Here is a 25,182-nt window from a genome sequence, read left to right on the forward strand (position 1 = left end):
TTACCCTTTTTCACCCGCAGCCGCGCTGGCTTACTCTTGAGCCAGCGCTTCCAGCTTATCGCGAAAACCGGTGACGGATAAGGCCCGGTTATCGGCTCGCCATCGGTCTTTCGCCGCCGGAGCGGAGCTTTGAACACCAATCAATTGCCAGCCGTTATCGGTTTTCAGCATCAAGGGCGAACCACTGTCACCCGGTAACGTATCGCACTGGTGCGACAGCACGCTAGTTTGTGCCCAGCCCGTTACAACACAGTCGGTATGGGTGTAAAGCGCATCCAGATGATCGACCGGGTAGCCTGACTGCGTGACCTTACGGTCGGCGGCTTTCAGCGCGGCGGTGAGCGCCGCTTTATCTCCGTCGAATAACGGCAGTGGCGTAATGCCTGAAGGCGGGTAGCGCAGAATGATCAGACCAAAATCCCATGACGCTGCCGCGGGCGGCACTATCCAGCCATCACCATCCGGTTTCAGTCGTTTACCCAGAGAAGGATCAACCCGGCCTTCGATGCCGTGGATTTCATAGCGCCAGACACCTTTTTGCGACACAAACCGTAAGGCTACCGCTTTGTCTGGCTTTCCGTTAGGGGGCGTCAACAGGCAGTGGCCTGCCGTCAGGGCTAATTGCGGGGTGATCAACGTCGCGGTGCACAGATTGCCGCTGGCGGTTTCCAGTTGTCCAATAGCATCCCAGGGGGCCTGTGTTGGGTCGGTGACGCGAGTACGATCGTCATGACCGAAAAAAAGCGTCTTAAGCTCTTTCGCGCTAATGGCGTCATCGCCGCCATCATCCGCCTGTGAAAATCCAGAAAAAAGACCAAACGTTCCCAGCAACAACACAACAGATTTACGCATATCACACTCTGGTGGGGGTAATTATGATTATTAAAAGTGAACCCTATGAAAATACTATAGACGGGACAGCACGAAAGTGGGAGTAAAATCAGCGTGCTACAATCAGGAAAGATAAAAATGGCTTGCGATGAGCGCGCATAAAATAAGCAGGAACAGAATGAGCTCAAACCGATAGCGTCGCAGCATACGCCCTCCGGATAAAAAAACGGCGCAGAACCTTTTCCGGTTCAGCGCCGGTTTACCAACGTGCCCCGAAGGGCACGGTTAAGCTTGTACCTTACGCAGCTGGCTGAGCAGCTGGTTTAGCAGCTTCGTGTTTTACTGCTTTTTTGTGATGCTTTTTAGCGGCCTGGGCTTTCTGCTCTACAGCAGGTTTAGCGGCTTTTTTATGGTGCTTTTTAGCGGCCTGGGCTTTCTGCTCTACAGCAGGTTTAGCGGCTTTTTTGTGGTGCTTTTTAGCGGCCTGCGCTTTCTGCTCTGCAGCAGGTTTAGCGGCTTTGTGGTGTTTTTTATGATGTACAGTTTTTGCTGGCGCAGCAGTGGTCGTTGCAGTTGGCGCAGCGGCCGCTGGTGCAGCAGTGGTTTCAGCAGCAAACGCAGCAGAAGACAGACCCATAGCAGCGGCAACAACCAGAGCTAATACTTTTTTCATGTTCATACCCTCGAATTTGGTTTTTCATTTAACCCCACTGCGGGGCCGTTGAAATAACTATATCCCTGTAAATTCGAGGTTTCCGTGAGTGATTGGTATCGGCGTGTAACCATATGTACAACGCCGGGGGAGCCTCCCCGGCGTTGTTATTACAAATAGCGCGAGGTGAGATGTTCGCGGAAGTAGCGGATATTCAGATCTTCGCCCGTCGCCTGGGTGATTAATTGCGACGTGCTGAAGCGGCTGCCGTGCTGCCAGATGTTCTGACGCAGCCACTCAAACAGGGCCGAAAAATCGCCCTCGGCGATAGAGGCCTGTAGCCCCGGCAGGGCGGTTTTTGCGGCATGGAACAACTGTGCAGCATACATAGCACCCAGCGTGTATGACGGGAAATAACCAAACCCACCGTCGGTCCAGTGGATATCCTGCATACAGCCGTTGCGATAGTTATCTTTGGTTGATAACCCGAGCCAGGCCTGCATTTTTTCATCCCACAGGGCGGGAATATCGTCCACCTCGATCTCGCCGTTAATCAGCGCACGCTCAATTTCATAGCGCAGCACCACGTGGGCAGGGTAGCTCACTTCGTCTGCATCAACGCGGATGTAACCTGGCTTCACGCGCTGGTTCCAGGCGATAAAGTTATCTTCGCTGAAGGCGGCCTGGCTACCAAAGCGGGCGTGAACGGCAGGGAGCAGATGCTTCAGGAAGGCCTCGCTGCGTCCCAGCTGCATTTCAAAAAACAGGCTCTGAGATTCGTGGATCGCGGTTGAACGCGCCAGCGCCACGGGTTGTCCTGCCCAGGCTCGCGGCAGGTTTTGCTCGTAGCGCGCGTGTCCGGTTTCGTGGATCACGCCAAACAGCGCACTGAGCAGCTCGTCCTCGTCATAGCGCGTGGTGATACGCACATCTTCCGGCACGCCGCCGCAGAACGGGTGGGCACTGACGTCCAGACGACCGCCGTTAAAATCGAAGCCGAGCATCTTCATGGCTTCCAGTCCGAGTTCTCGCTGGGTAGCCGTCGGGAAAGGGCCTTGTGGCGGGACGAACGACCGCTGAGCCTGTTTTTCCACCACGTTCGCCAGCAGGTCCGGCAGCCAGGTTTTCATATCACCAAACAGCACGTCCAGGCGTGCGCTGGTCATGTCCGGTTCGAAAATATCCAGCAGGGCATCGTACGGGGTACAGCCTTTGTCCTCGGCGCGAAGACGGGCTTCTTCACGGCTGAGTTTGACGACGTCTTTTAGATTGGCGGAAAAACCCTGCCAGTCGTTAGCGGGGCGCTGTGTACGCCAGGCGTGCTCACACTTGCTGCCCGCCAGCGATTTGGCTTCAACCAGCGATTCCGGCAGCAGGGTCGCCTGCTGGTAGTGGCGCGTCATTTCACGCAGGTTAGCCTGTTCGACGTCATTCAGATCTTCCTCTGCCGCTGCGGTCAGCCATTCGCCCACTCTTTTATCGGTAAGGAACTGGTGCTGCAGGACGCTCATTTCCGCCAGCGCTTCCCCACGCGCGGCACTGCCGCCGGGCGGCATCATGGTAAACATGTCCCAGCTGGCGATGGAGGAGAGATGCGAGAAGCGGGAGAGGCGCTGGAAGGTTTTCACAAGTGACTGATAGGCGGATGGATTTTGCAATTCTTATTTCCTCTTGCCAGGGATGTGTTTCAGGGAGCATACAATGAAACAGGCCAAATTCCCCAACATTTCCCACACGGAGGAAATCAATGCAGATCTCCTCCGTTGAAACCGTCGCCCGAATGCCACAGGACGGTTCTCAGTGGGCACTTATGCCTTATCACGCATAACCTGTTGCAGGATCGCCAGCGCCTGGGTGAACTGGGCATCCGGAATGGTCAACGGATAAAGGAAGCGGATCACGTTTCCGTACTGGCCGCAGATCAGTAACAGCAGGCCCCGGGAAAGTGCCTTTTGCTGAATCTCCTGCGCGATGGCGGCCGACGGTTCACGGCTCTCAGGATCAAAAAACTCTGCCGCAATCATCGATCCTCTTCCTCTAATCGCCACGAGCGCAGGGAAGGTACCCTGAATCTCCTCCAGCGTGGCGCTAAGTCGATCGCCCAGGTGACAGGCGCGCGCGCACAGTGACTCGTTGTCGATAATATTCAGCACCGCGTGCGCGGCGGCCACCGCAAGCGGATTGCCTGCATAGGTTCCCCCGAGTCCACCGGGGGCTGGTGCATCCATGATCTCAGCGCGGCCCACCACGCCGGACAGCGGCATTCCGCCTGCCAGGCTTTTAGCCATCGTCATCAGGTCAGGCTTGTCAGCGTAGTGGTCCATGGCAAACAGCTTACCGGTACGGGCGAAACCGCTCTGCACTTCATCGGCAATCATCACGATCCCGTGCTCATCACAGATGCGGCGGATGGCGGCCACCAGCTCTGGCGGCGCGACGTTGAATCCGCCTTCACCCTGAATGGGTTCAAAAATAATCGCCGCTACCTGTTTCGCCTCAATATCTGCTTTGAACAGGCGCTCTATCGCCGTGATGGCATCCTGCGTCGTGATGCCGTGCAGCTCGGAGGGATACGGTACGTGATAAACCGACCCGGGGAAGGGGCCAAATCCCAGCTTATAAGGCGCGACCTTGCCGGTTAACGCCATGGTCATATAGGTTCGGCCGTGAAAACCTCCCCCAAAGGCAATCACGCCAGGCCTGCCGGTGTGGGCCCGGGCGATTTTAATGGCATTTTCCACCGCTTCCGCGCCCGTAGTGAAGAACGCGGTTTTAGCCGGGCCCTGTACCGGGGCCAGCTCGTTAAGTTTTTCGGCCAGGGAAACGTAGCTTTCATATGGCACAATCTGGTAGGCCGTGTGGGTGAACTGGTGCAGCTGTTTTTCCACTGCGGCCACCATTTCAGGATGACGATGGCCGGTATTCAGTACCGCGATCCCTGCGGCGAAATCAATATAGTCATTGCCTTCCACGTCGGTAAGCGTGGCATTCTCCGCCGTGCGGGCAAAGAAATTACACATTACGCCTACGCCGCGCGGGGTGGCCGAAAGTCTGCGCTGATGAAATTCCTGGTTACTCATGTCAGATACCCTTTTGTCGAAATGATCAAACGCCAAGACGATCGCGCAGGCTGTAATACGCCGCGCCCATCGCCGTAAATGGAATCCGCAGGCTGCGACCGCCCGGGAAGGGGTAGTGCGGGAGGTTGGCAAACGCATCAAAGCGCTCTGCGTCACCGCGCAGCAGTTCCGAAATCAGCCGTCCGGCCAGGTGGGTGCAGGTCACGCCGTGGCCGCTGTAGCCCTGCATGTAGTAGATGTTTTTATCCAGACGACCAAACTGCGGCATGCGCGACAGGGTCAGCAGGAAGTTGCCCGTCCAGCGGTAGTCGATTTTGACCCCTGCCAGCTGAGGGAAGGTTTTCAACAGCTTTGGCATCACCAGACGCTCGACATCGTCCGGATCGCGCGCGCCATAGACTACGCCACCGCCGTACAGTAGTCGGTTGTCGGCGGTGAGACGGTAGTAGTCCAGCAGGTAGTTGCAATCTTCAACACAGTAGTTATTGGGGATCAGCGTGCGGACGACCTCTTCCGGCAGCGGGGCGGTGGTCACCACCTGGGTGCCGCAGGGCATGCTGCGTTTTGCCAGTTCTGGTTCGACCTTATCGCCCAGATAGGCATTTCCGGCGACGATCACATAGCGGGCCGTCACCTGACCATGCTGCGTGCTTACCACGGCCGGGCTGGTGTGCTGAATGGCGGTCACCGGGGATTGTTCATACACCCGCCCGCCGTTAAGGCGAATGGCGTCCGCTTCGCCGATCGCCAGGTTGAGCGGATGAATATGTCCCCCGCTGCGGTCCAGCAGCGCGCCGGTATAGCGTTCGCTGTCGACTTCCCGGCGGATCGCGCTGGCATCCAGCAACTCCAGCTGCGTGTTGCCGTAGCGTTCCCAGTTGGCTTTTTGCTCTTCTAGCGTCTCCAGCTGCTTATGGTTCAGGGCAACAAACAGCCCGCCGGGACGATAGTCGCACTGGATCTGATAGCGCTGAATACGCTCCCGGATGATTTCCCCGCCTTCAAACATCATGCTCCCGAGGACTTTGGCAGCATCGGGGCCATAGTTTTTCTCAATCACGTCGATATCGCGGCTGTAGGAGTTAACCAGCTGGCCGCCGTTGCGTCCGCTGGCACCGAAGCCGATGCGCGCCCCTTCAAGGAGCACCACGTCGTAGCCCATTTCAGCGAGATGCAGTGCGGAGGAGAGGCCGGTATAGCCGCCGCCTACCACGCACACGTCACAGCTGATTGATTCGCTAAGCGTCGGGAATGGTTCGTACGCGTTCGCGCTGGCCGCATAATAGCTGGTGGTATGTTCGGTCATGATTGAGGCTCCAGGGCAATCCAGATGGTTTTCAGTTCGGTAAATTTTTCCAGCGCGTGCAGAGACTTATCGCGGCCGTTGCCGCTCTGCTTATAGCCACCAAACGGTACGGTCATATCCCCGTCGTTATAGTTATTGACGAAGACCGAGCCTGCTTTCAGGCGACGGCTCATGCGGTGTGCGCGGGAGAGGTCGCGTGTCCATACCGCCGCGCCAAGCCCATATTCACTGTCGTTGGCCAGCGTTAAGGCTTCCTCTTCGGTTTTAAAACGGGTGACGACCAGAACAGGCCCGAAAATCTCTTCCCGGCACAGCGGGGAGGCAGGGTCGATGTCGACAAAAATGGTTGGACCTACCGCAGAAGGCCAGGATTGTGCCCGCCCGTCCAGCAGCAGCGTACCTTTCCGGGCGCCCTCGCGAATAAACGTGTGAACGGAATCGGCGTGCGCGGCGTCGATGAGCATTCCCATCGTGCTGTCGGGATCGAGCGGATCGCCCGGCTGCCAGTGGCGGGCCTGCACTTTCAGCTTTGCCAGAAAGTCATCGGCGATGCTCTCCTCAAGCAGCAGGCGGGTCCCGGCGATGCACACTTGCCCCTGGTTATAAAAAATCCCGGCGGCGGTCGCGCTCACGGCCTTGTCCAGGTCCGGACAGTCGGCAAAGACAATGTTGGCGCTCTTGCCGCCAGCCTCCAGCCAGACGCGCTTCATGTTGCTTTCGCCTGCGTCCTTCAACAGCTGTTTGCCGGTACGGGTAGAGCCGGTAAACGTCAGCACCTCAACGTCCGGATGCAGGGCCAGTGCCTGGCCCGCCTCGTGGCCGTAACCGCTTATCACATTCAGCACGCCGTCCGGCAGGCCCGCCTCTTTCGCCAGCCCGGCCAGCCGCAGGGCGGTGAGGGGCGATTTTTCGGACGGTTTCAATACCACGCTATTGCCCGCGATCAGCGCCGGGCCCAGCTTCCAGCAGGCCAGCAGCAGCGGGAAGTTCCAGGGGACGATGGCGGCGACAACCCCGATCGGCTCGCGTACAATCATCGCCAGCTCGTCCGGCCCCGTAGGCGCCACTTCGCCGTAGACTTTATCCGCCGCTTCGGCGTACCAGCGAATGGCGCGCGCCGCGCCGGGAATATCGTCGCGCAGGCTGTGGCGGATGGGTTTACCGGTGTCCAGGGTTTCCAGTAAGGCCAGCTCTTCGCCGTGGCGTTCTATCAAATCGGCGAACTTATTGAGAACGTATTTGCGCTGCGCCGGTGACGCCTGCGACCAGTCGCCACGGTCAAATACCTCACGCGCAGCCTGAACCGCGAGGTCTACGTCCGCCTGCTTGCCCCGGGCCACATTCGCCAGCGTCTGACGGGTAGCGGGGTTGACGGTTTCAAACGTGGCCTTATCGGCGGCGTCACAATAGGCACCGTTAATAAATAACCGGGTCTCAATGGCACTGTTTTTTGCTTTATCCTGCCAGTAAGTCAGGTGCTGAAAATGCATATTCACTCCTTTCTTTCGCAATCAGATAAATAAAGGCATGGCCGTTTCAGGCAATACGAAGCCGTGAGGCATCCCGGGGATTAACCCGTAAAATGCCGACATTGATCGTTTTTATTTACCCCGGCGTAAGTCTTTACGCCGGGGCTGAGTGGTTATCAGAACGTGGTGGGGGTGTGGGCACTGATAATGCGGCAGATGCCTGCCGAGGTATTGCTGAAGCTGTGCGGTATGCCGGTATTAATGGCATAGCTTTGCCCCGCAACCAGGTGATAAGGCTGGCCATTAATGGTCAGCACAATTTCACCTTCCAGTATCGTACCGATCTCCTCACCCTGATGTTTGATCCTCTCTCCGGTCGTGGTTCCAGGCTGGTAAGTTTCAAAAATCATCGCCAGCGTACGGTTCGGATTTCCGTTGTGAACCAGCTTCATCGAAACCCCCTGACTGCCTATTTCGATAAGGTCTTCCTGATTAATAACCACCTGCGGTTCATCAGGTTTTTCCGGTTCCGAAAAGAATTCCGAGAGCGACAGCCCATAGACTTTCAGCAGCTTCTGAAGCGTACTGATGGCAGGACTGACTTTATCCTGCTCGATGGTGCTGATGGCACTGTGTGTTAACCCAGACAGTTCGGCGGCACGCCGCTGCGAGAGACCCAGTTGCTGGCGGATCTCAGACAGACGTTTCCCTGGCGCCAGTCCGTCATCGCTCATAGTTGCATTTCCTTTACGGTAGTGGTCAAAGTCGTTGCTTCTCGGCAATGTGGCTTTGACAGGCGGTGATAAAACCTTCAAACAACATACGTGACAGGGCGTACTCGCTGCTGTTCCATTCGGGGTGCCATTGCACGCCGAGGGCAAAAGGATGGTCATGCACGCTGACCGCTTCAACCAGCCCGTCCGTCGAGCGGGCCTCCACGCGAAGCCGTGATCCTAACGTTCGTGCACCTTGCCCGTGTAACGAGTTTACCCAAAATGTGTTACAGCCTGGTATTAATTGAGACAGCAGTCCTCCCTCCTGAACCTGAACTTCATGAGACGGGGCGTATTGTAGCTCAACCGGCAGTTCAGGATCTTCCCGGTGCTCAAGCAGGTCATTCTGCTCGAACAGGCGACGATACAGCGTCCCTCCCGTCGCAACAACCAGTTCCTGCAGCCCCCGGCAGATGGCGAAAATGGGGATGCGCCTTTCGAGCGCGGCGGCAATCAGCGCCATACTCAGAAGATCACGCCCGGGATCGGCGTCAGGCTCATCGCCGTTTTCACCATAAAGGTGCGGCTGCACGTTACTTGGGCTGCCCGGCAGGTAAATCCCGTCCAGGGTTGGCAGCAGAGTGGTAAGCAACTCTGGCTCTGCCAGCGCATGCGGTAAGGCAATGGGTAAGCCCCCCGCATTGATAATGGCATTCAGGTACTTTTCTTGCAGGGTCTGGGTCTCATGACCCTTAAGCCTGTTTCTGCACATCACCACGCCAATGACTGGCTTGTTCATTATATTTTCCATGATCGCCCTCACAAAGTGGACTAAATTTAGGCCAGTTTCACCTGTAAAACGGCCTTTTCGTTCAATATTTTCTCAATCTAGCAACGGGATCTGCCTTTTGCAAACTTAATTTAACATTTGACAAACAATTTATTTGCATACAGATTCGATAGAGTGGACATTATATTTGACAGTCCTGAGCAGCGAACGCAAATCCCAAAAACGGTGGTAAATCATGGAAACCAATATCGTAGAAGTTGAGAACTTTGTTCACTACACGGATGAGAGGCGGGGCAGCGCCTTTACGCAGGAGGTGAAGCGCTATTTAGAACAGTATCCGAACACCCAGTTTATTGATGTCCTCCTGACCGATTTGAACGGCTGTTTTCGCGGTAAACGTATTCCGGTTGCCGGACTGAACAAACTCGAAAAAGGCTGCTATTTCCCGGCGTCGGTTTTCGCCATGGATATTCTGGGTAACGTGGTGGAAGAGGCGGGCCTGGGGCAGGAGCTCGGCGAGCCTGACTGTGTCTGCGTGCCGGTGCCGGGCACCCTGACACCGTCCGCTGCGGACCCGGAATACATTGGTCAGGTGCAGCTCACCATGGTCGATGAAGATGGCGCTCCCTTTGACGTTGAGCCGCGGAACGTACTCAACCGGCTCTGGCAGCAGTTGCGCCAGCGCGGTCTGTTCCCCGTGGTAGCGGTAGAGCTGGAGTTCTATTTACTTGATCGGAATCGCGATGCCGACGGCTATCTGCAGCCACCCTGCGCGCCGGGCACCGACGTGCGTAACACGCAAAGCCAGGTCTACTCGGTTGATAATCTCAACCACTTTGCTGACGTGCTGAACGACATTGACGAACTGGCGCAGCTGCAGCTGATCCCCGCCGATGGCGCAGTGGCTGAGGCCTCGCCGGGTCAGTTTGAAATTAACCTGCACCATACGGAAAACGTGCTTGATGCCTGTGATGATGCGCTGGCGCTAAAACGTCTCGTCAGGCAGATGGCAGAAAAACATAAGATGCATGCCACGTTTATGGCGAAGCCGTATGAAGAGCATGCGGGCAGCGGGATGCATATCCACATCAGTATGCAAAACAACAGAGGCGAAAACGTGCTAGCGGACGCCAGCGGCGAGGATTCCGCGCTGCTGAAACGCGCGCTGGCCGGGATGATCGATCTGATGCCAGCGTCCATGGCGCTGCTGGCCCCGAACGTCAACTCGTACCGCCGTTTCCAGCCGGGTATGTACGTGCCGACGCAGGCGTCATGGGGACACAACAACCGCACGGTTGCCCTGCGTATTCCCTGCGGCGATCGCCATAACCATCGTGTCGAATACCGGGTGGCAGGGGCAGACGCGAATCCGTATCTGGTGATGGCGGCGATTTTTGCCGGCATTCTGCACGGGCTGGATAACGATTTACCGCTGCAGGAAGAGGTTGAAGGCAATGGCCTGGAGCAGGACGGACTGCCGTTCCCGATTCGTCAGAGTGATGCGCTGTGGGAGTTTATGCAAAACGATCGCCTCCGCGAGCGGCTGGGCGAGCGTTTCTGCCACGTGTATCACGCCTGCAAAAATGATGAATTACTGCAGTTTGAACGCCTGATTACTGAAACAGAAATCGAGTGGATGCTGAAAAACGCCTGATAACGTGCCCCGGTAAGGGGCCGCTTTGTTTCATCTCATACGTATCACCATACGGCCTGCGCGGAGCCTGGCCGAACTGTTCGCTGGCACGCCAGCTATCTCCCGGGAGTCGCGTTATGGAGCGCAGGCGGCACAGGGACTTTCTTAACGACACTGTGTGACGAGGTAGGAAATGATGCAGATGTTCAACTATCCGCAGGGCGAAGGGGGCCAGTCAGGCTTCCATGGTGAATGCGAGCCAGAGACGGTGCGCTGGTACGGTCGCGTTTGTTCTTCACAACTTCCCCCTTTGCTAAGCAGGTTTGCGTTAAGGTCAACGCGATTGCAAACCACGGTAAGCATGGGGGGGACGGTGTATGGCGACTAACACATCTCTTGACGCGCCGGGCATGGCCGGCAGAACCCGACTGCGCAGTTCCCTCAAGCTCTGGCAGGTGGTGATGATGGGGCTGGCTTACCTCACCCCCATGACCGTGTTTGATACCTTCGGTATTGTGTCCGGTATCAGCAACGGCCACGTGCCCGCCTCGTATCTCCTGGCGCTGGCTGGCGTCATGTTTACCGCCATCAGCTACGGTAAACTGGTACGGCAGTTCCCGGAAGCGGGCTCCGCGTATACCTACACGCAGAAATCGATTGGACCCCACGTGGGCTTTATGGTCGGCTGGTCATCGTTGCTGGACTATCTCTTCCTGCCGATGATCAACGTGCTGCTGGCGAAGATCTACCTTTCCGCGATGTTCCCTGAGGTCCCGCCGTGGGTCTGGGTAGTGGGGTTTGTGACGATCCTGACGCTGGCGAATCTGAAGAGTGTTAACCTGGTCGCCAACTTTAATACCCTGTTTGTGCTGGTGCAGGTCGCGATTATGGTGGTGTTTGTCATCCTCGTGGTGCATGGCTTGCACAAGGGAGAAGGGGTCGGCACCGTCTGGTCGCTGCAGCCGTTTATCAGCGAGAACGCACATCTGATCCCTATTATTACCGGCGCGACTATCGTCTGCTTCTCTTTCCTCGGTTTTGATGCGGTTACCACGCTATCGGAAGAGACGCCAAACGCGGCACGGGTCATTCCCAAAGCCATTTTCCTGACCGCGCTGTACGGCGGGCTGATATTCATTATTGCCTCGTTCTTCATGCAGCTCTTTTTCCCGACCATCGCGCGCTTTAAGAACCCGGATGCCGCGCTGCCGGAAATAGCACTGTACGTGGGCGGTAAGCTCTTCCAGTCGGTGTTTTTATGTACCACCTTTGTCAATACACTGGCTTCGGGTCTGGCCTCGCACGCCAGCGTCTCGCGGTTATTGTATGTGATGGGGCGTGACAACGTCTTTCCGGAGCGGGTGTTTGGTTATGTGCATCCGAAATGGCGTACCCCGGCCCTGAACGTCATTATGGTGGGGATAGTGGCCCTGTCGGCGCTGTACTTTGACCTCGTGACCGCAACGGCGCTGATCAACTTTGGCGCACTGGTGGCGTTTACGTTTGTTAACCTCTCGGTGTACAACCATTTCTGGCGGCGTAAGGGGCTGAACAAAACGTGGAAAGATCGTTTCCACTATCTCCTGCTGCCGCTTATTGGGGCGGTAACGGTCGGCGTGCTGTGGATAAACCTCGAAGCGACGTCCCTGACGCTTGGCCTCATCTGGGCGGCACTGGGGATCCTTTACCTGACATGGCTAACGCGCCGTTTCCGAAAACCGCCTCCGCAGTTTGAAGCCGGTAAGATAGAGCAGGCCTGGGATTCCTGAACGATAAACGGCACCAGTACGCTGGTGCCGTTTAGGTCGCTCGTGCGTCTTACCGGACATCAGCCCGCACGCTTATTATCTCAAACGTTGATGAAGACTTGCCCCCACCAGCAGCGCGGCACAAAGCATCAGGGCGATAAACCCGCCCACGCCGTTCCAGCCGTAGTGATGCCAGAACACGCCGCCCAGCGTCCCGGCGATGCTGGATCCCAGGTAATAGCTAAACAGGTACAGCGACGATGCCTGTCCTTTGGCTCGACGCGCGCGCGGGCCAATCCAGCTGCTGGCGACCGAGTGCGCGGCGAAGAACCCGGCGGAGAAGAGCAGCATCCCGGCAAAAATCAGCCACAGTGAGGAGAAGAGCGTCAGCAGCAGGCCGAGCAGCATTACCGCTGTGAAGACCAGCATGACCGGCCCGCGGCCGAAGCGTGCGGTCATCGCCCCGGCTTTCGGCGAACTCCACGTGCCGGTGAGATAAGCCACAGAAAGCAAACCGACCACGGCCTGATTCAGATGCCACGGCGAAAGCATCAGGCGATAGCCAATATAGTTAAACAACGTGACGAATGACCCCATCAGCAGGAAGCCCATCAGAAACAGGCGCGGCAACCCTTTATCACGCCAGTGCAAACGGAAGTTAATAAACAGCGTTTTCGGGCGCAGGGAAATCGGGCGGAAATGGCGTGATTCCGGCAGGATTTTCCAGAACATCAGTGCAGATGCCAGCGCGAAACACCCGATAACCGCCAGCGCAATACGCCAGCTAAAGAAGTCCGTAAAGACCCCGCTCAGCAGACGCCCACTCATGCCGCCAATTGAATTCCCGCTGATGTACAACCCCATCGAAAAGGCAACGAAGCTCGGATGGATCTCTTCGCTGAGATAGGTCATCCCGACCGCGGCCACGCCGCTGAGCGACAGCCCGATCAGCGCGCGCATCACCAGAATGCCGTGCCAGCTGGTCATCATGGTCGAGAGCAACGTACAGACCGAGGCCAGCATCAGGGCAGTGACCATCACCGGTTTACGGCCAATGGCGTCGGACAAAGGGCCGGTAAAGAGCAGGCCAATTGCCAGCATCGCGGTTGAAATCGAGAGCGAAACGCTGCTGCTGGCGGGCGATACGCCAAACTCATGGGAGAGAACGGGGAGGATCGGCTGAACGCAGTAGAGCAGGGCAAACGTGGCCAGACCGGCCGAAAAGAGCGCCAGGGTAACGCGCATAAATTGGGGAGTACCACGTTTAATGAACTGAACCGGCTGCGATGCTACGGGTAAATCATTGATATCGCTGGCCGGAGAGATATCAATGGAGGTTGTACGACTCACACAGTTTCCTTGCTTAAACATCCCCGTGATTTCGGGTGACGGGTATGACCACACGATCAGGGTAGGAAAATGTAAATATTCTGTCTAATATATTAATTATCTCAAATGATACTTTAAAAATATGAATATCGAACTGCGTCATCTTCGCTATTTTGTCGCCGTTGCTGAGGAGCTGCATTTTGGCCGCGCGGCGGCACGGCTGAATATCTCTCAGCCCCCTTTAAGCCAGCAGATTCAAATCCTCGAACAGCAGGTGGGCGCGCGCCTTCTGGCCCGCACCAACCGCAGCGTGAGCCTGACGGCGGCGGGTAAGCAGTTTCTGACCGACAGCCGACAAATCCTGAGCATGGTTGATGACGCCGCCGCCCGTGCAGAGCGGCTTTACCTCGGAGAAGCCGGTGAGCTGCGAATCGGGTTTACGTCGTCTGCGCCCTTTATCAGCGCCGTCTCCCAGACGCTTTCCTCATTCCGCCGCCATTTCCCGGATGTGCATATTCAGACGCGCGAAATTAATACCCGCGAGCAAATTGCACCGCTGAATGAAGGCGCACTGGATTTGGGGTTGATGCGGAATACGCAGCTGCCGGACACGCTGGCGTGGCAGGTGATTCTGCATGAACCCCTGATGGCTATGATCCCCCTTGACCACCCGCTGGCCTCGCGTCCGGCGGTATCGCTCGCAGAGCTGGCAAAAGAACCCTTTGTCTTTTTTGATCCTCAGGTCGGAACGGGCCTGTATGACGACATTCTGGGACTGATGCGTCGCTACGATCTTGCTCCGGTTATCACCCAGGAGGTGGGCGAGGCGATGACCATTATTGGGCTGGTCGCCGCCGGACTGGGGGTCTCTATTCTTCCGGCCTCCTTTAAACGGGTACAACTGCGCGAAATGCGCTGGGTTCCCATCGCCGAAGAGGATGCCGTTTCCGAGATGTGGCTGGTCTGGTCAAAACATCGTGAACAGAGCCACGCCGCGCAGCGCTTCAAACAGCAGTTAATCAGCGCTTCAGGTGGGCAAAACCGGTAGGGAAAAGGGATAAAAATGTGCGGTAAATCACAGAGCTAAGTAAATATTTGACGACAGCTATGGAAGTGCTTCACCATAGCCCAAAGTTTATTTCGAAGCTCGAAAATAAGGGAGTACGAGGTGGTTGCTGATAGTCAGCCAGGGCACATTGATCAGATTAAGCAGACCAACGCTGGCGCGGTATACCGCCTGATTGATCAGCTTGGTCCGGTTTCGCGTATCGATCTTTCGCGCCTGGCACAGCTGGCACCTGCCAGTATCACCAAGATTGTCCGTGAAATGCTGGAAGCGCACCTGGTCCAGGAGACGGAAATTCAGGAGCCGGGCAGCCGTGGCCGTCCGGCGGTCGGGCTGGTGGTTGAGACGGAAGCATGGCATTACCTGTCACTGCGCATCAGTCGCGGGGAGATCTTCCTCGCGCTGCGCGATCTGAGCAGCAAACTGGTGGTGGAGGATCGGCTTGAGCTGCCGCTCAACGCGGAACAATCGCTCCTCGATGCCATTGTCTCCCATATCGATAACTTCTTTATCCGCCATCAGCAGCGGCTGGAACGCTTAACGGCAATCGCCATCACCATGCCGGGCATTATTGATACCGAAAACGGCATCGTGCACCGCATGCCGTTTTACGACGATGTTAAAGAGATGCCGCTGGGAGAGGTGCTGAAAAACCATACCGGCGTGCCGGTCTATATTCAGCATGACATCAGTGCCTGGACCATGGCGGAGGCCCTGTTTGGCGCGTCGCGCGGTGCGCGTGATGTGATTCAGGTGGTGATCGACCATAACGTTGGGGCGGGTGTCATCACCGACGGGCGTCTTCTTCACGCCGGGAGCAGCAGCCTGGTGGAAATCGGGCACACTCAGGTCGACCCGTACGGGAAGCGCTGCTACTGCGGGAACCATGGCTGCCTGGAGACTATTGCCAGTGTAGAAAGCGTGCTGGAGCTGGCGCAGGTCAGGCTCAGCCAGTCCATGAGCTCCTCGCTGCACGGCCAACCCTTAACGGTCGATTCCCTCTGCGCCGCCGCGCGTCAGGGAGATTTGCTGGCGAAGGATATTATTACCGGGGTGGGGAATAACGTTGGCCGCATCCTGGCGATTATGGTGAACCTCTTTAACCCGCAAAAAATCCTGATTGGCTCCCCGCTCAGCCAGGCGGCGGAGATCCTCTTTCCGGCGATCTCGGCCTGTATCCATCAGCAGTCGCTTCCCGCCTACAGCAAGAATATTGCGGTGGAAAGCACCCAATTCTCTAACCAGGGCACAATGGCAGGCGCGGCGCTGGTCAAAGATGCCATGTATAACGGCTCGCTGCTTATCCGCCTGTTACAGGGTTAACTCTTTTCCGCAGATGTACGAAAAATTGCGCTATCTCAAGCCGGGTAGCGCACGCATCCCGTAGACTTCCTCCACTGAATTATTTACCTGGTTTATATTTTCGAAGCATACCCAAGAGGTGGAGTGAGTCATGCTTAAGCGTTTCTTTGTTACTGGTACAGATACCTCTGTCGGCAAGACCGTCGTATCCCGCGCATTGCTGCAGGCGCTTGCAGCAAGCGGTAAACGCGTGGCAGGGTACAAACCGGTCGCAAAAGGGAGTAAAGAGACGCCAGAGGGATTGCGTAATAAAGACGCCCTGGTGCTGCAAAGCGTCTCGTCGCTGGAACTGCCTTATCAGGCGGTCAATCCCATTGCCTTAAGCGAAGAGGAGAGCAGCGTGGCGCACAGCGGTCTGATTAATTATCCCCTGCTGTCCGACGGGCTGGCGAACCTGAGCGAGAAGGTTGATCACGTGGTGGTCGAAGGGACGGGCGGCTGGCGCAGCCTGATGAATGATTTGCGTCCGCTCTCTGAGTGGGTCGTCCAGGAACAGCTTCCGGTGGTGATGGTGGTGGGTATCCAGGAAGGGTGTATCAACCATGCGCTACTGACAGCGCAGGCGATTGCCAATGACGGCCTGCCGCTGGTGGGCTGGGTGGCAAACCGTATCAACCCGGGCCTGGCGCACTACGCGGAGATCATCGACGTGCTGAGCGCCAAACTGCCTGGGCCGCTGGTGGGGGAGCTGCCTTATCTGCCTCGTGCCGAGCAGCGCGAGTTAGCGCAGTACATCGATCTCTCTGCCCTCGGCGGCGTGTTGGCCGTAGATCGAGTCGTGGCGTAACGTTCGCGACAGCACGGACGCCACCACACAGGCGACCAGTAAACCGGGCAGTAAAACATACTGTCCGGTCATTTCACAGACCATTAGCGCCGACATAATGGGCGCATGCGTGGTCGCAGCAAGTAGCGTTGCCATTCCCGCCAGTCCCAGCAATATTGCCGTCTCAGAACCCGGTAACCACAGCGCGAAAAGCTGCGCAAACAGCATCCCCGTCGCCATGCCGACAAACAGCGTGGGCGTAAACACGCCGCCCGGTGCACCCGAACCGCTGCTGGCCAGTACCGCCAGCAATTTACAGATAAACACTCCGGCAATCACCGACAGCAGCGGCGGGGCGAGCAGAAAAGCCTGAACCACGCTGTAGCCATTCCCCCATACCTTCGGCGTGAGGAGGGACAGCAGCCCGACGATCAACCCCCCCAGCGCCAGCTGCCACGGCGGCGAAAGTTTGAGACGCAGAAACAGTCCGTGGCTAAACGTCATCAGCCACATCAACAGGGGTCCGCAAAGACCTGCCAGCAGACCCATGGCGACCAGCAGGGCATAATCTGTCGCGGTCAGTATGCCGCTCAGATGGACTTCATAGAGCGTGCTGGCGCCGGGTGCCAGCACGCGCGTGGTCAGAAGCGCCACCACCGCCGCAATAACCACGGGGCCGAGTGAGGCCAGCATGAGCGTGCCAAACAGAATCTCTGCAATAAACAGGCTTCCGGCTAAGGGGGCATGATAAGCGCTGGACATCCCGGCCGCGGCGCCACAGGCGATCCAGAGCTTCCATTCAGATTTGGGCGTAAAACGGCGAGCGAAAAAGGAGGCGGCGAGAGCGGCAAGCAGGATCATGGCCCCTTCGCGCCCGATGGCGCTTCCGCTGGCGACGACCAGCAGCGACGCCAGGGATTTTACAAGGCTGGCACCGTAATCAAACTGGCCGTCCCCGGTCTCCAGCGCCTCCATGTAATCGGTTGGCGCGTGAGGCCGCTGGGCGGTCAGTCGTTGCCATCCCCAGAGCAGTACCCCGGCGGCCAGCCCACCCAGCGCAGGCGTCAGCGCGCGCCGCCAGGACGAGAGCGATGCGGCGGCATTCACCAGGCTACCGCTGTCGTTGCTGAGAAGCAGCCACTCCAGCAGGTACATGCTGTGACGAAACACCGCAACGGCCAGCGCCGCCAGCACGCCGGTGACGGTGGCAATCAACAGTCGGCGAAACATCGCCCGGATGTCGGGGTAAGCATGAAGACGTTGCATGGGTCGCGATTACAGGGGAACGATACAATATTGTGGCGGGAAATCGCGGGGTTAGCAAAAGGTATGCGTGCGAAAGCGCCGGGCGAGGCCCGGCCAGAAGGGTTAACTGTCGCTATGAATATTCAGTGCCCGACGCGTACGCCCGGAACTCAGGTACTCGGCAATATAGTCCTGCGAAATCTCACCGTTGTAACGCCCGTCCTCATCCACGATCGGCATCCAGCTGGTATTGCTTTCATACAGACGTGACAACACGACGCGCAGGTTGTCTTCCGCCTTGCCGGTCATGCGGAACGGATGCAGGATGTCGGCACAGGTACCGCTGGCGTTGCGCGCTTCGCGACGTTTCACAAAGCCGAGCGGTTTTCCGTGCTCGTCGACCACGGTAATTGCGCGAATATCATTGTCGTCCATCGTGGCAAAGGCTTCAGGAAGCGGCGTAGAGCTCCGCGCCGTAATGGTCGGCTGCTGGTCGGTGACGTCTCCTGCGGAGACCAGCAGCAGCCGCTTCAGCGTCCTGTCCTGACCAACAAACGAGCCGACAAATTCATTGGCCGGTTTTGCCAGCAGTTCATCCGGGCTGGCACACTGCACGATTTTCCCCTGACGGAAGACTGCGATTCGGTCGCCGAGCTTCAGGGCTTCATCAATATCGTGGCTGACCAGCATCACCGTTTTCTTCAGCTTGCGCTGCATCTCCAGGAACTGGTTCTGGATCACCTCGCGGTTGATGGGGTCCACCGCGCCGAACGGTTCATCCATCAGCAGTACCGGAGGATCCGCCGCCAGGGCGCGGATGACGCCGATACGTTGCTGCTGGCCGCCGGACATCTCGCGCGGATAGCGGCTAAGAAACTTACGCGGATCCATTGCCACCATATCCATCAGCTCTTCGGCGCGGGTTTTGCAGCGCGCTTTATCCCAGCCCAGCATGCGCGGTACAACGGTGATGTTCTCTTCGATAGTCATGTTCGGGAACAGGCCAATCTGCTGGATCACGTAGCCAATATTGCGGCGCAGGGTCACCGTGTCCATCCCGCTGGTGTCTTCACCGTTAATGAGGATTGTTCCGCTGCTGGGTGTGATAAGGCGGTTAATCATCTTCAGTGTCGTGGTTTTCCCGCAGCCGGACGGGCCGAGCAGGACACACATTTCCCCTTCGGGGACGTTCAGGTTGACGTTATCGACGGCCTTAAAGGTCTGGCCGTGCTTCTGTGAAAAGTGTTTGGTGAGGTTTTCCAGTTTTATCATTATCGAATCCCCTTTGGAGTCAGAACCACCTGCAAACGGTGCAGCAGCCAGTCAAGCACAATAGCTAAAAGACAAATCATCAGCGCGCCCGCAATCAACATGCGAATATCACTTCCGCCAATACCATTGAGCAGCAGCAGGCCCAGGCCACCCGCGCCGATTACCGCGGCAATCGCCATCACGCCAATATTCATGACGACGGCGGTACGGATCCCACCGAAAATTACCGGCAGCGCCATCGGGATTTCCACCCAGCGCAGACGCTGCCAGAAGGTCATGCCGATGCCCCGTCCGGCTTCACGCAGCCCCGGCGGCAGGCTGTCGAGCGCCGTATGGGTGTTACGTACAATCGGCAGCAGCGAGTAGAGAAACACCGCCGTAATCGCGGGCAGGGCGCCGATACCCTGACCGATCAGCGAAAAGAGCGGGATCATCAGACCAAACAGGGCGATGGACGGAATGGTCAGCACGATGGTAGCGATGCCCAGTACTGGCGTTGCCAGCCATTTATGACGGACAATCAGAACGCCCAGCGGGACGCCGATGAGGATGGCTAAACCCACGGCCAGCGCCACCAGCCACAGGTGCTGCAGCGTCAGGGTTAACAGATAGTCCCAGTTATCCAGGATGTAGTGAACGGTATCCATAGCGCCTCCTACAGCAACTGTTTGCTACGCAGGAAATCACGGGCGACCTGCTGCGGTGACTGATGGTCGATATCCACCTTCTTGTTCAGCTCGGTGATAACGTCGTTGTTGAGCTGGGCGGAGAGGGTATTGAGCGCCTCTTCCAGACCCGGATTAGCCTCCAGCGTGTCTTTACGCACCACCGGAGTGACCGCATAGCTCGGGAAGAAGCCTTTATCATCTTCCAGCACCTTCAGGTCAAAGCCCTTCACGCGCCCGTCGGTGGTGTAAATCAGACCGGCGTCGACAAAGCCGTCGCGCACCGCGTTATAGACCAGTCCCGGGTCCATCTGACGGATCTGCGGGCGGTCCAGCGTCATGTTATAGGCGGCCTGCAGCGGCTTCATGCCGTCGCTGCGCCCGGCAAATTCCAGGTCCAGGCCCAGCAGCCAGTTTTTTTCCGGGTTGGTTTGACGGATCTGCTCAATCTTCGCCACCATCTCTGACATGGTGTTGATGTGTTCCGCCTCGGCGCGCTTGCGCTGCATGGCGAAAGCATAGGTATTGTTCATGTCAGCGGGTTTAAGCCATACCAGACCGTGCTTTGCGTCCAGGCGTTTCACCGTCTCGTAAGACTCCTGCGGCGACATGCGTTTGTTGATGTGGTTAAAGATGATTAATGACGTGCCGGTGTACTCCCAGGTCATATCGATCTGTTTGTTGATCATCGCGTTACGGGAAATCACCGTGGCGATATTTGTTTGCGGCTGTACCTGGAATCCTTTCTTCTGTAAATACTGCACGGTCATGGCCGAGAGAATATGCTGCTCGGTAAAGCTTTTGGTTGCCAGGATCAGCGGGGCTGCTATTGCCTGGCTGGTGAAGAGCGCCGCGGCGCACAGCGCCGTCAGGCCGGAAAACAGTCTCATAAAAGCTCCTTGTTATTGTTATTGAGCGAGATGGGGGCTCATCACGCGACCCAGCGCCGCCAGCAGGGTGTCGAGGATCAGGGCGAACAGGGCGGTGGCCGCCGCGCCGAGGATCAGGGTCGGAAAATCGTTCAGATAGATGCCGGGGAAAATCAGCTCACCGTAGCTGCTGGCACCAATCAGGAAGGCCAGCGGCGCGGTACCGACGTTGATGGCGGTGGCGATGCGGATCCCGGAGAGCATGACGGGCCAGGCGTTGGGCAATTCAACCTGACGCAGACGCTGCCATTTGGTCATCCCGATCCCGTTTGCGGCTTCAAGTAACGAGGCCGGAACGGAACACAGTCCCGCGTAGGTATTGCGCACAATGGGCAGCAGCGAGGCAAGAAACAGCGCGATGATGGCGGGCGTATCGCCGATGCCAATCACCACCATCGCCAGGGCCAGCACGGCCAGCGGTGGCAGCGTGTTACCCACGTTGAAAATTTGCATCACATATTCGGCGATACCCCGCGCGGCCGGGCGGCTCAGCAGGATACCGGCCGGAATACCGACCAGCAGGGCAAAAAACATCGACGAGAAAACCAGGATCATGTGCTGTTGCCCGAGATAAATCAGGTCAACCTGACGCGCCTTGATTGTCTCAAGTCCGATCCCCCAGATGAGAAGGGCAAGAACCATGATAATCGCGCCAACAAACAGCAGCGAACGTTTGAGTAATGAGTGCATTGCGGTGTGTCTCCCTGTGCGCATGCGTTATAGCAACCACCGGTTGCCTGTTGTTATGCCATGTTTCGGCAGGGGTAATTGACCTATAGCAAGCGTTTGGGAAGGGTTCCAGCGAAGGGGGAAAATCAGTAACCCTATGAAAAGCGTGACAACCTTAAGTCAGGCCTTATGGCGTAAGGGCTGAATATGGCGCAGGCAGAATAGTCCTAAAGCGCAGCCCATAAAGTGACAGGGTCACGTATCGCGATGTTCCTGTCACCCTGCCTGAGAGCTTTATCTGCTGAGTAGGGGGCGTACACGGCGAACACGCACTGAGATACTGATAATCGATACGGTCGCGACAACGGAGAGCATCAACCCGAGCGCCAGCATGGCGTTGAAGCCAACCCATCTGAAGAGCAGTAACCCGGCGATACCCCCGGTAATGAACGAGAAAAGGGTGGTTAAGTGGGTTTTCAACTGACTTTTTTGTGCCGCGGTATCTTTGGAGTAATCCCTGCGAAGCATGGCAACCGTGACGGAGGCCAGGGAAATTCCCGCGTCCGTCAGCGTGCCGGTAATGTGCGTCGATCTCACCCGTCCGCCGGAAAGCTGTGTGGAGGTTGAATTATGAATGCCCATCAGACAGCACAGGAAAATAATTATCTCGCGGTTGCTGGTGAGCGCATGGAAATACATCTCGTAGAGAGATACGCCGGTTAATAATATCCCTTCGACAAAAAGGATTTGGCAAAAAACCAGCCTGACATTATGGATAATGCCCCATATCACGATAAGACGCGCAAGGATTGCACCCGCCACAAAGGAGAGAATAATCGAGCCAAAGAAAATGATATCGCTCAGATCGGTGGAGGAGACTTCGCTGGATAATTGTGAGGTGTTGCCGGTCATATGAGAGGGGAAAAAGCCAAAGGCCCCAAGGGCAATGGCGTTGAGCAAACCTGCTGAGGTCGCCAGCCAGAGAGCAAGCCGGCGATCCTCCTGGTGCGTTCGTTCTTTCTTGAGTTTAATCAGCAAGAATACCTCCGGGGTGAGCTTTGCCTGAATAATCAGGCTAGCAAAGCGTGTCGACGGGCTGTCCAGGATATTGCTTAATTATTATTCCCTCTGGCGACGTTGAGGGTTTAGTAATTAAATAAAATATCCTTACGAAAAGTATTCCAAACTGAAACCTCACGCTACGCCGTTATTTCCATGAGGCGCTTTCGCGGAGGCGTGAAAGCATAAACGTCAACGCAGCTGCACAAAGCAGCACTATGCCGCTCAGGGCAAACGTGCTCTGCCAGCCGAGGCGATCAAACACCATACCGCCCGCCGTTGAACCCAGTGCAATGGCGAGCTGGATCACCGCGACCATTAACCCTCCGCCCGCTTCGGCATCCTCCGGTAGCGTTCGGGCGACCCACGCCCACCAGCCCGTCGGTGCTGCCGTCGCCAGCATTCCCCACAAGCCTGACAGCAGGGCAACAATCCACACGTTATGCCCGGTCAAAATCAACGCGCCAGCGATGGCGGCCATCAGCAGTGGAATCGCTATTAACGTCAGGTAAAACGCCGCGTTCAGAACCAGAGTAACGAGAAGGGTGCCAACAAATCCGGCAATGCCGATGGCGAGCAAAATCAGCGATAGCCCGGAGGCGCTGACGTGCGTGACGGTCTCGAGAAATGGGCGCACATAGGTAAACAGCGCAAACTGTCCCATAAAGAACAGGCTGCAGGCTATCAGACCGACGGATACGACAGGCTGGCGAAATAGCCGAAAGACGCCTTCACCTGACGCACCGTTTTTACGCCCGCTCATATTTGGCAGGCTAACGTACTGCCACAGGAATGCGGCGATTGCCACGGGCACCAGACAAAGGAAGGCACCGCGCCAGCCAATGGTTGCACCCAGGTAGCTGCCTAGCGGGGCGGCCACGACCGTTGCCAGCGCGTTACCACCGTTGAAAATAGCCAGCGCGCGCGTGACCTGATGATGGGGAACCAGGCGAATAGCCGTTGCCGCCGACATGGACCAGAACCCGCCGATGGCGATGCCGATCAGCGCGCGACCGGTCATATACGTCTGATAGTTCTGGGCGAAGGCAATAATGAGCCCCGAGAGCGCCATCAGTATCGTCATGCCCAGCAGAAGGTGTTTACGATTCATATTCCCGGCAAGCCGGGAGAGGAAGAGGCTGGTCAGTACCGCCAGCGCGCCGGAGATAGCAATGCCCTGGCCTGCAAGCCCCTCCGTCACGCCTAAATCTGCGGCAAGCGGGGTGAGCAGGCTCACGGGCATAAATTCCGAGGCAATCAGGACGAATACGCAAAGGGTCATGGCAAAAATGCCTCCCCAGTACGCATGTTCCTCATGCTGTGAAGTGGTGTGGTTTAATGTGGACATCGTCTGATTTCGCGAAGAGAGCCGCCCGTCGAAACGGGCAGCAGGGAGGTTTATTTCAGGCTGTTTTTAAAGAATTGTTCAAACTGAGCGAATGGGATCTTCCCGGCAGCATTGTCGTAGAGATCGACATGGTTGGCGCCCGGGACAATCACCAGTTCTTTCTGCTTGCTGCCGACCGCGTTAAACGCATCTTCGGCGAAATAACGGGAGTGCGCCTTTTCGCCGGTCACGATAAGCGTCGGGATAGCGATCTCTCCGGCATAGCTCAGCAGCGGCATGTTCATGAACGAGAGCGGCATAGTTGCCGTCCATGCGCCGGTTGAGTTGACGGAACGCGCGTGGAAGCCACGCGGCATGCGGTAGTAGTCATAAAACTCTTTCAGCACCGGATTCGGGTTGGCGGGCAAGGCTTCTGGCAGAATACGTTCTGACGCGGTCACTTTGCCGTTCTCGTCAACATAAATGTCATGGCCGCCCTGTGCAAAGGTGCCGTTCCCGGCATCCTTCCAGCGCTGTTCATTCAGGTACTGCAGCACAGCATGGCGATCTGCCGAAGAATAACGATCTTTGCCGTCGCCTACGCCGTGACCCATCGCCCGGCTCATGTCATACATTACGCTGGTGGCGACAGCTTTGATGCGCGTATCCATGGATGCCGCATTCAGCGCCATACCGCCCCAGCCGCAGATCCCAAGGATGCCAATGCGGTTACGGTCGACCTCTTTCTGCACGCCCAGGAAATCAACCGCGGCGCTAAAGTCTTCGGTGTTGACGTCCGGTGACGCGACGTTGCGCGGCTGGCCGCCACTTTCGCCCGTCCAGGAAGGGTCGAACGCCAGGGTTACAAACCCCTTTTCCGCCAGGGTCTGCGCGTAGAGACCGCTGGACTGTTCTTTGACCGCGCCAAATGGCCCGCTGACGGCAATCGCTGCCAGCTTACGGTCGCCACGGTTTTTAGGAAGATAGAGATCGCCTACCAGGGTAATACCGTAACGGTTCTGGAAGGAGACCTTACGGTGGTCAACCCGGTCACTTTTGGCAAAGGTTTTGTCCCAGGCTGTAACCATCGAGACGGGGGCGTTAGGATTGGTGGCTTCTGCATAACTCATGGTTGTCACTCCACTTAATGATGCGCATAGCAGCATCGCAACAGACAGTTTTTGGGTGAATGTTTTCATGTATCGATACCCTGCGGTGTTGTGTTGCGGCCATTATAGTTAGCAGAATGAGTGCTGATTAGAGGCCATAAT

General features: G+C 57.0%; 22 protein-coding genes. 5 read left to right on the top strand and 17 right to left on the bottom strand.

Annotation, left to right across the window (positions count from 1 at the left end):
- Positions 1–30 precede the first annotated feature (30 nt).
- The 8 genes from ABFI50_RS18910 to puuD form a co-directional block, all read right to left on the bottom strand.
- On the bottom strand, positions 31–852 hold the full coding sequence (locus ABFI50_RS18910; RefSeq protein ID WP_014883623.1) for a serine protease: 822 nt from the start codon (positions 850–852) through the stop codon (positions 31–33).
- A gap of 277 nt (positions 853–1,129) precedes the next feature.
- Positions 1,130–1,504, bottom strand: a complete 375-nt coding sequence (asr, locus tag ABFI50_RS18915; protein WP_014883624.1) for an acid resistance repetitive basic protein Asr — start codon at positions 1,502–1,504, stop codon at positions 1,130–1,132.
- Between the two features lie 149 nt (positions 1,505–1,653).
- Positions 1,654–3,141: a carboxypeptidase M32 gene (locus tag ABFI50_RS18920; RefSeq protein WP_045134989.1), complete on the bottom strand. Its 1,488-nt coding sequence runs from the start codon at positions 3,139–3,141 to the stop codon at positions 1,654–1,656.
- A 150-nt stretch (positions 3,142–3,291) separates the two neighbouring features.
- Positions 3,292–4,563, bottom strand: coding sequence for a 4-aminobutyrate transaminase (gene puuE, locus ABFI50_RS18925; protein WP_023337213.1), 1,272 nt, complete (start codon positions 4,561–4,563; stop codon positions 3,292–3,294).
- Between the two features lie 25 nt (positions 4,564–4,588).
- Positions 4,589–5,869: an FAD-binding oxidoreductase gene (locus ABFI50_RS18930; protein WP_014883627.1), complete on the bottom strand. Its 1,281-nt coding sequence runs from the start codon at positions 5,867–5,869 to the stop codon at positions 4,589–4,591.
- Complete coding sequence (puuC, locus tag ABFI50_RS18935; protein WP_045134990.1) at positions 5,866–7,359, bottom strand: aldehyde dehydrogenase PuuC; 1,494 nt, start codon at positions 7,357–7,359, stop codon at positions 5,866–5,868. Before puuC ends, ABFI50_RS18930 begins: the two co-directional genes overlap by 4 nt.
- Positions 7,360–7,514: 155 nt before the next feature.
- Positions 7,515–8,072 (bottom strand): HTH-type transcriptional regulator PuuR, encoded by a 558-nt coding sequence (gene puuR, locus ABFI50_RS18940; protein WP_013096835.1) that lies wholly within the window; start codon positions 8,070–8,072, stop codon positions 7,515–7,517.
- 25 nt (positions 8,073–8,097) lie between these two features.
- Positions 8,098–8,850: a gamma-glutamyl-gamma-aminobutyrate hydrolase gene (gene puuD, locus ABFI50_RS18945; RefSeq protein WP_197061808.1), complete on the bottom strand. Its 753-nt coding sequence runs from the start codon at positions 8,848–8,850 to the stop codon at positions 8,098–8,100.
- A gap of 226 nt (positions 8,851–9,076) precedes the next feature.
- Between puuD and ABFI50_RS18950 the strand changes: the two genes are divergently transcribed.
- Together ABFI50_RS18950 and ABFI50_RS18955 are read left to right on the top strand one after the other, a co-directional pair.
- A complete protein-coding gene (locus ABFI50_RS18950; protein ID WP_032636739.1) occupies positions 9,077–10,495 on the top strand; it encodes a glutamine synthetase family protein in 1,419 nt (472 codons plus the stop codon).
- Between the two features lie 356 nt (positions 10,496–10,851).
- The gene (locus ABFI50_RS18955; protein WP_014883631.1) at positions 10,852–12,243 is read left to right on the top strand and encodes an APC family permease; all 1,392 of its coding nucleotides are present in this window, start codon (positions 10,852–10,854) and stop codon (positions 12,241–12,243) included.
- Positions 12,244–12,318: 75 nt separating this feature from the next.
- Here the strand turns inward: ABFI50_RS18955 and ABFI50_RS18960 are convergent, their stop codons facing one another.
- Positions 12,319–13,572: an MFS transporter gene (locus tag ABFI50_RS18960; RefSeq protein ID WP_014883632.1), complete on the bottom strand. Its 1,254-nt coding sequence runs from the start codon at positions 13,570–13,572 to the stop codon at positions 12,319–12,321.
- A 121-nt stretch (positions 13,573–13,693) separates the two neighbouring features.
- On the opposite strand from ABFI50_RS18960, the gene ABFI50_RS18965 reads away from it, so the two are divergent.
- From ABFI50_RS18965 to bioD, 3 genes are all read left to right on the top strand, one after another.
- Positions 13,694–14,599, top strand: a complete 906-nt coding sequence (locus ABFI50_RS18965) for a LysR family transcriptional regulator (RefSeq protein ID WP_014883633.1) — start codon at positions 13,694–13,696, stop codon at positions 14,597–14,599.
- A 120-nt stretch (positions 14,600–14,719) separates the two neighbouring features.
- Entirely contained in the window at positions 14,720–15,940 is a 1,221-nt protein-coding gene (mlc, locus tag ABFI50_RS18970; RefSeq protein WP_023330287.1) for a sugar metabolism global transcriptional regulator Mlc, read from the top strand.
- A gap of 130 nt (positions 15,941–16,070) precedes the next feature.
- The gene (gene bioD, locus ABFI50_RS18975) at positions 16,071–16,766 is read left to right on the top strand and encodes a dethiobiotin synthase (RefSeq protein ID WP_014883635.1); all 696 of its coding nucleotides are present in this window, start codon (positions 16,071–16,073) and stop codon (positions 16,764–16,766) included.
- On the opposite strand, the gene clcB is transcribed toward bioD, so the two are convergent.
- The 8 genes from clcB to ABFI50_RS19015 all read right to left on the bottom strand — a co-directional run bounded on the left by clcB (position 16,701) and on the right by ABFI50_RS19015 (position 25,110).
- Complete coding sequence (gene clcB, locus ABFI50_RS18980; RefSeq protein WP_059287935.1) at positions 16,701–18,011, bottom strand: voltage-gated ClC-type chloride channel ClcB; 1,311 nt, start codon at positions 18,009–18,011, stop codon at positions 16,701–16,703. The genes bioD and clcB overlap by 66 nt on opposite strands.
- A gap of 102 nt (positions 18,012–18,113) precedes the next feature.
- Entirely contained in the window at positions 18,114–19,262 is a 1,149-nt protein-coding gene (osmV, locus tag ABFI50_RS18985) for an osmoprotectant ABC transporter ATP-binding protein OsmV (protein ID WP_014883637.1), read from the bottom strand.
- A complete protein-coding gene (gene osmW / locus ABFI50_RS18990) occupies positions 19,262–19,909 on the bottom strand; it encodes an osmoprotectant ABC transporter permease OsmW (protein WP_014883638.1) in 648 nt (215 codons plus the stop codon). The genes osmV and osmW overlap by 1 nt, the downstream gene beginning before the upstream one ends.
- 8 nt (positions 19,910–19,917) lie before the next feature.
- Positions 19,918–20,817, bottom strand: a complete 900-nt coding sequence (gene osmX / locus ABFI50_RS18995) for an osmoprotectant ABC transporter substrate-binding protein OsmX (RefSeq protein WP_045134994.1) — start codon at positions 20,815–20,817, stop codon at positions 19,918–19,920.
- Between the two features lie 18 nt (positions 20,818–20,835).
- Positions 20,836–21,546, bottom strand: coding sequence for an osmoprotectant ABC transporter permease OsmY (osmY, locus tag ABFI50_RS19000; protein ID WP_045134995.1), 711 nt, complete (start codon positions 21,544–21,546; stop codon positions 20,836–20,838).
- 273 nt (positions 21,547–21,819) lie between these two features.
- On the bottom strand, positions 21,820–22,563 hold the full coding sequence (locus ABFI50_RS19005) for a YoaK family protein (protein WP_014883641.1): 744 nt from the start codon (positions 22,561–22,563) through the stop codon (positions 21,820–21,822).
- Between the two features lie 169 nt (positions 22,564–22,732).
- Complete coding sequence (locus ABFI50_RS19010) at positions 22,733–23,932, bottom strand: MFS transporter (RefSeq protein WP_047626300.1); 1,200 nt, start codon at positions 23,930–23,932, stop codon at positions 22,733–22,735.
- Between the two features lie 50 nt (positions 23,933–23,982).
- Complete coding sequence (locus tag ABFI50_RS19015; protein ID WP_045134997.1) at positions 23,983–25,110, bottom strand: alpha/beta hydrolase; 1,128 nt, start codon at positions 25,108–25,110, stop codon at positions 23,983–23,985.
- Positions 25,111–25,182 lie beyond the last annotated feature (72 nt).

The sequence above is a fragment of the Enterobacter sp. HNDS-6 genome, from assembly GCF_039850505.1.
Classification (GTDB): domain Bacteria; phylum Pseudomonadota; class Gammaproteobacteria; order Enterobacterales; family Enterobacteriaceae; genus Enterobacter; species Enterobacter kobei.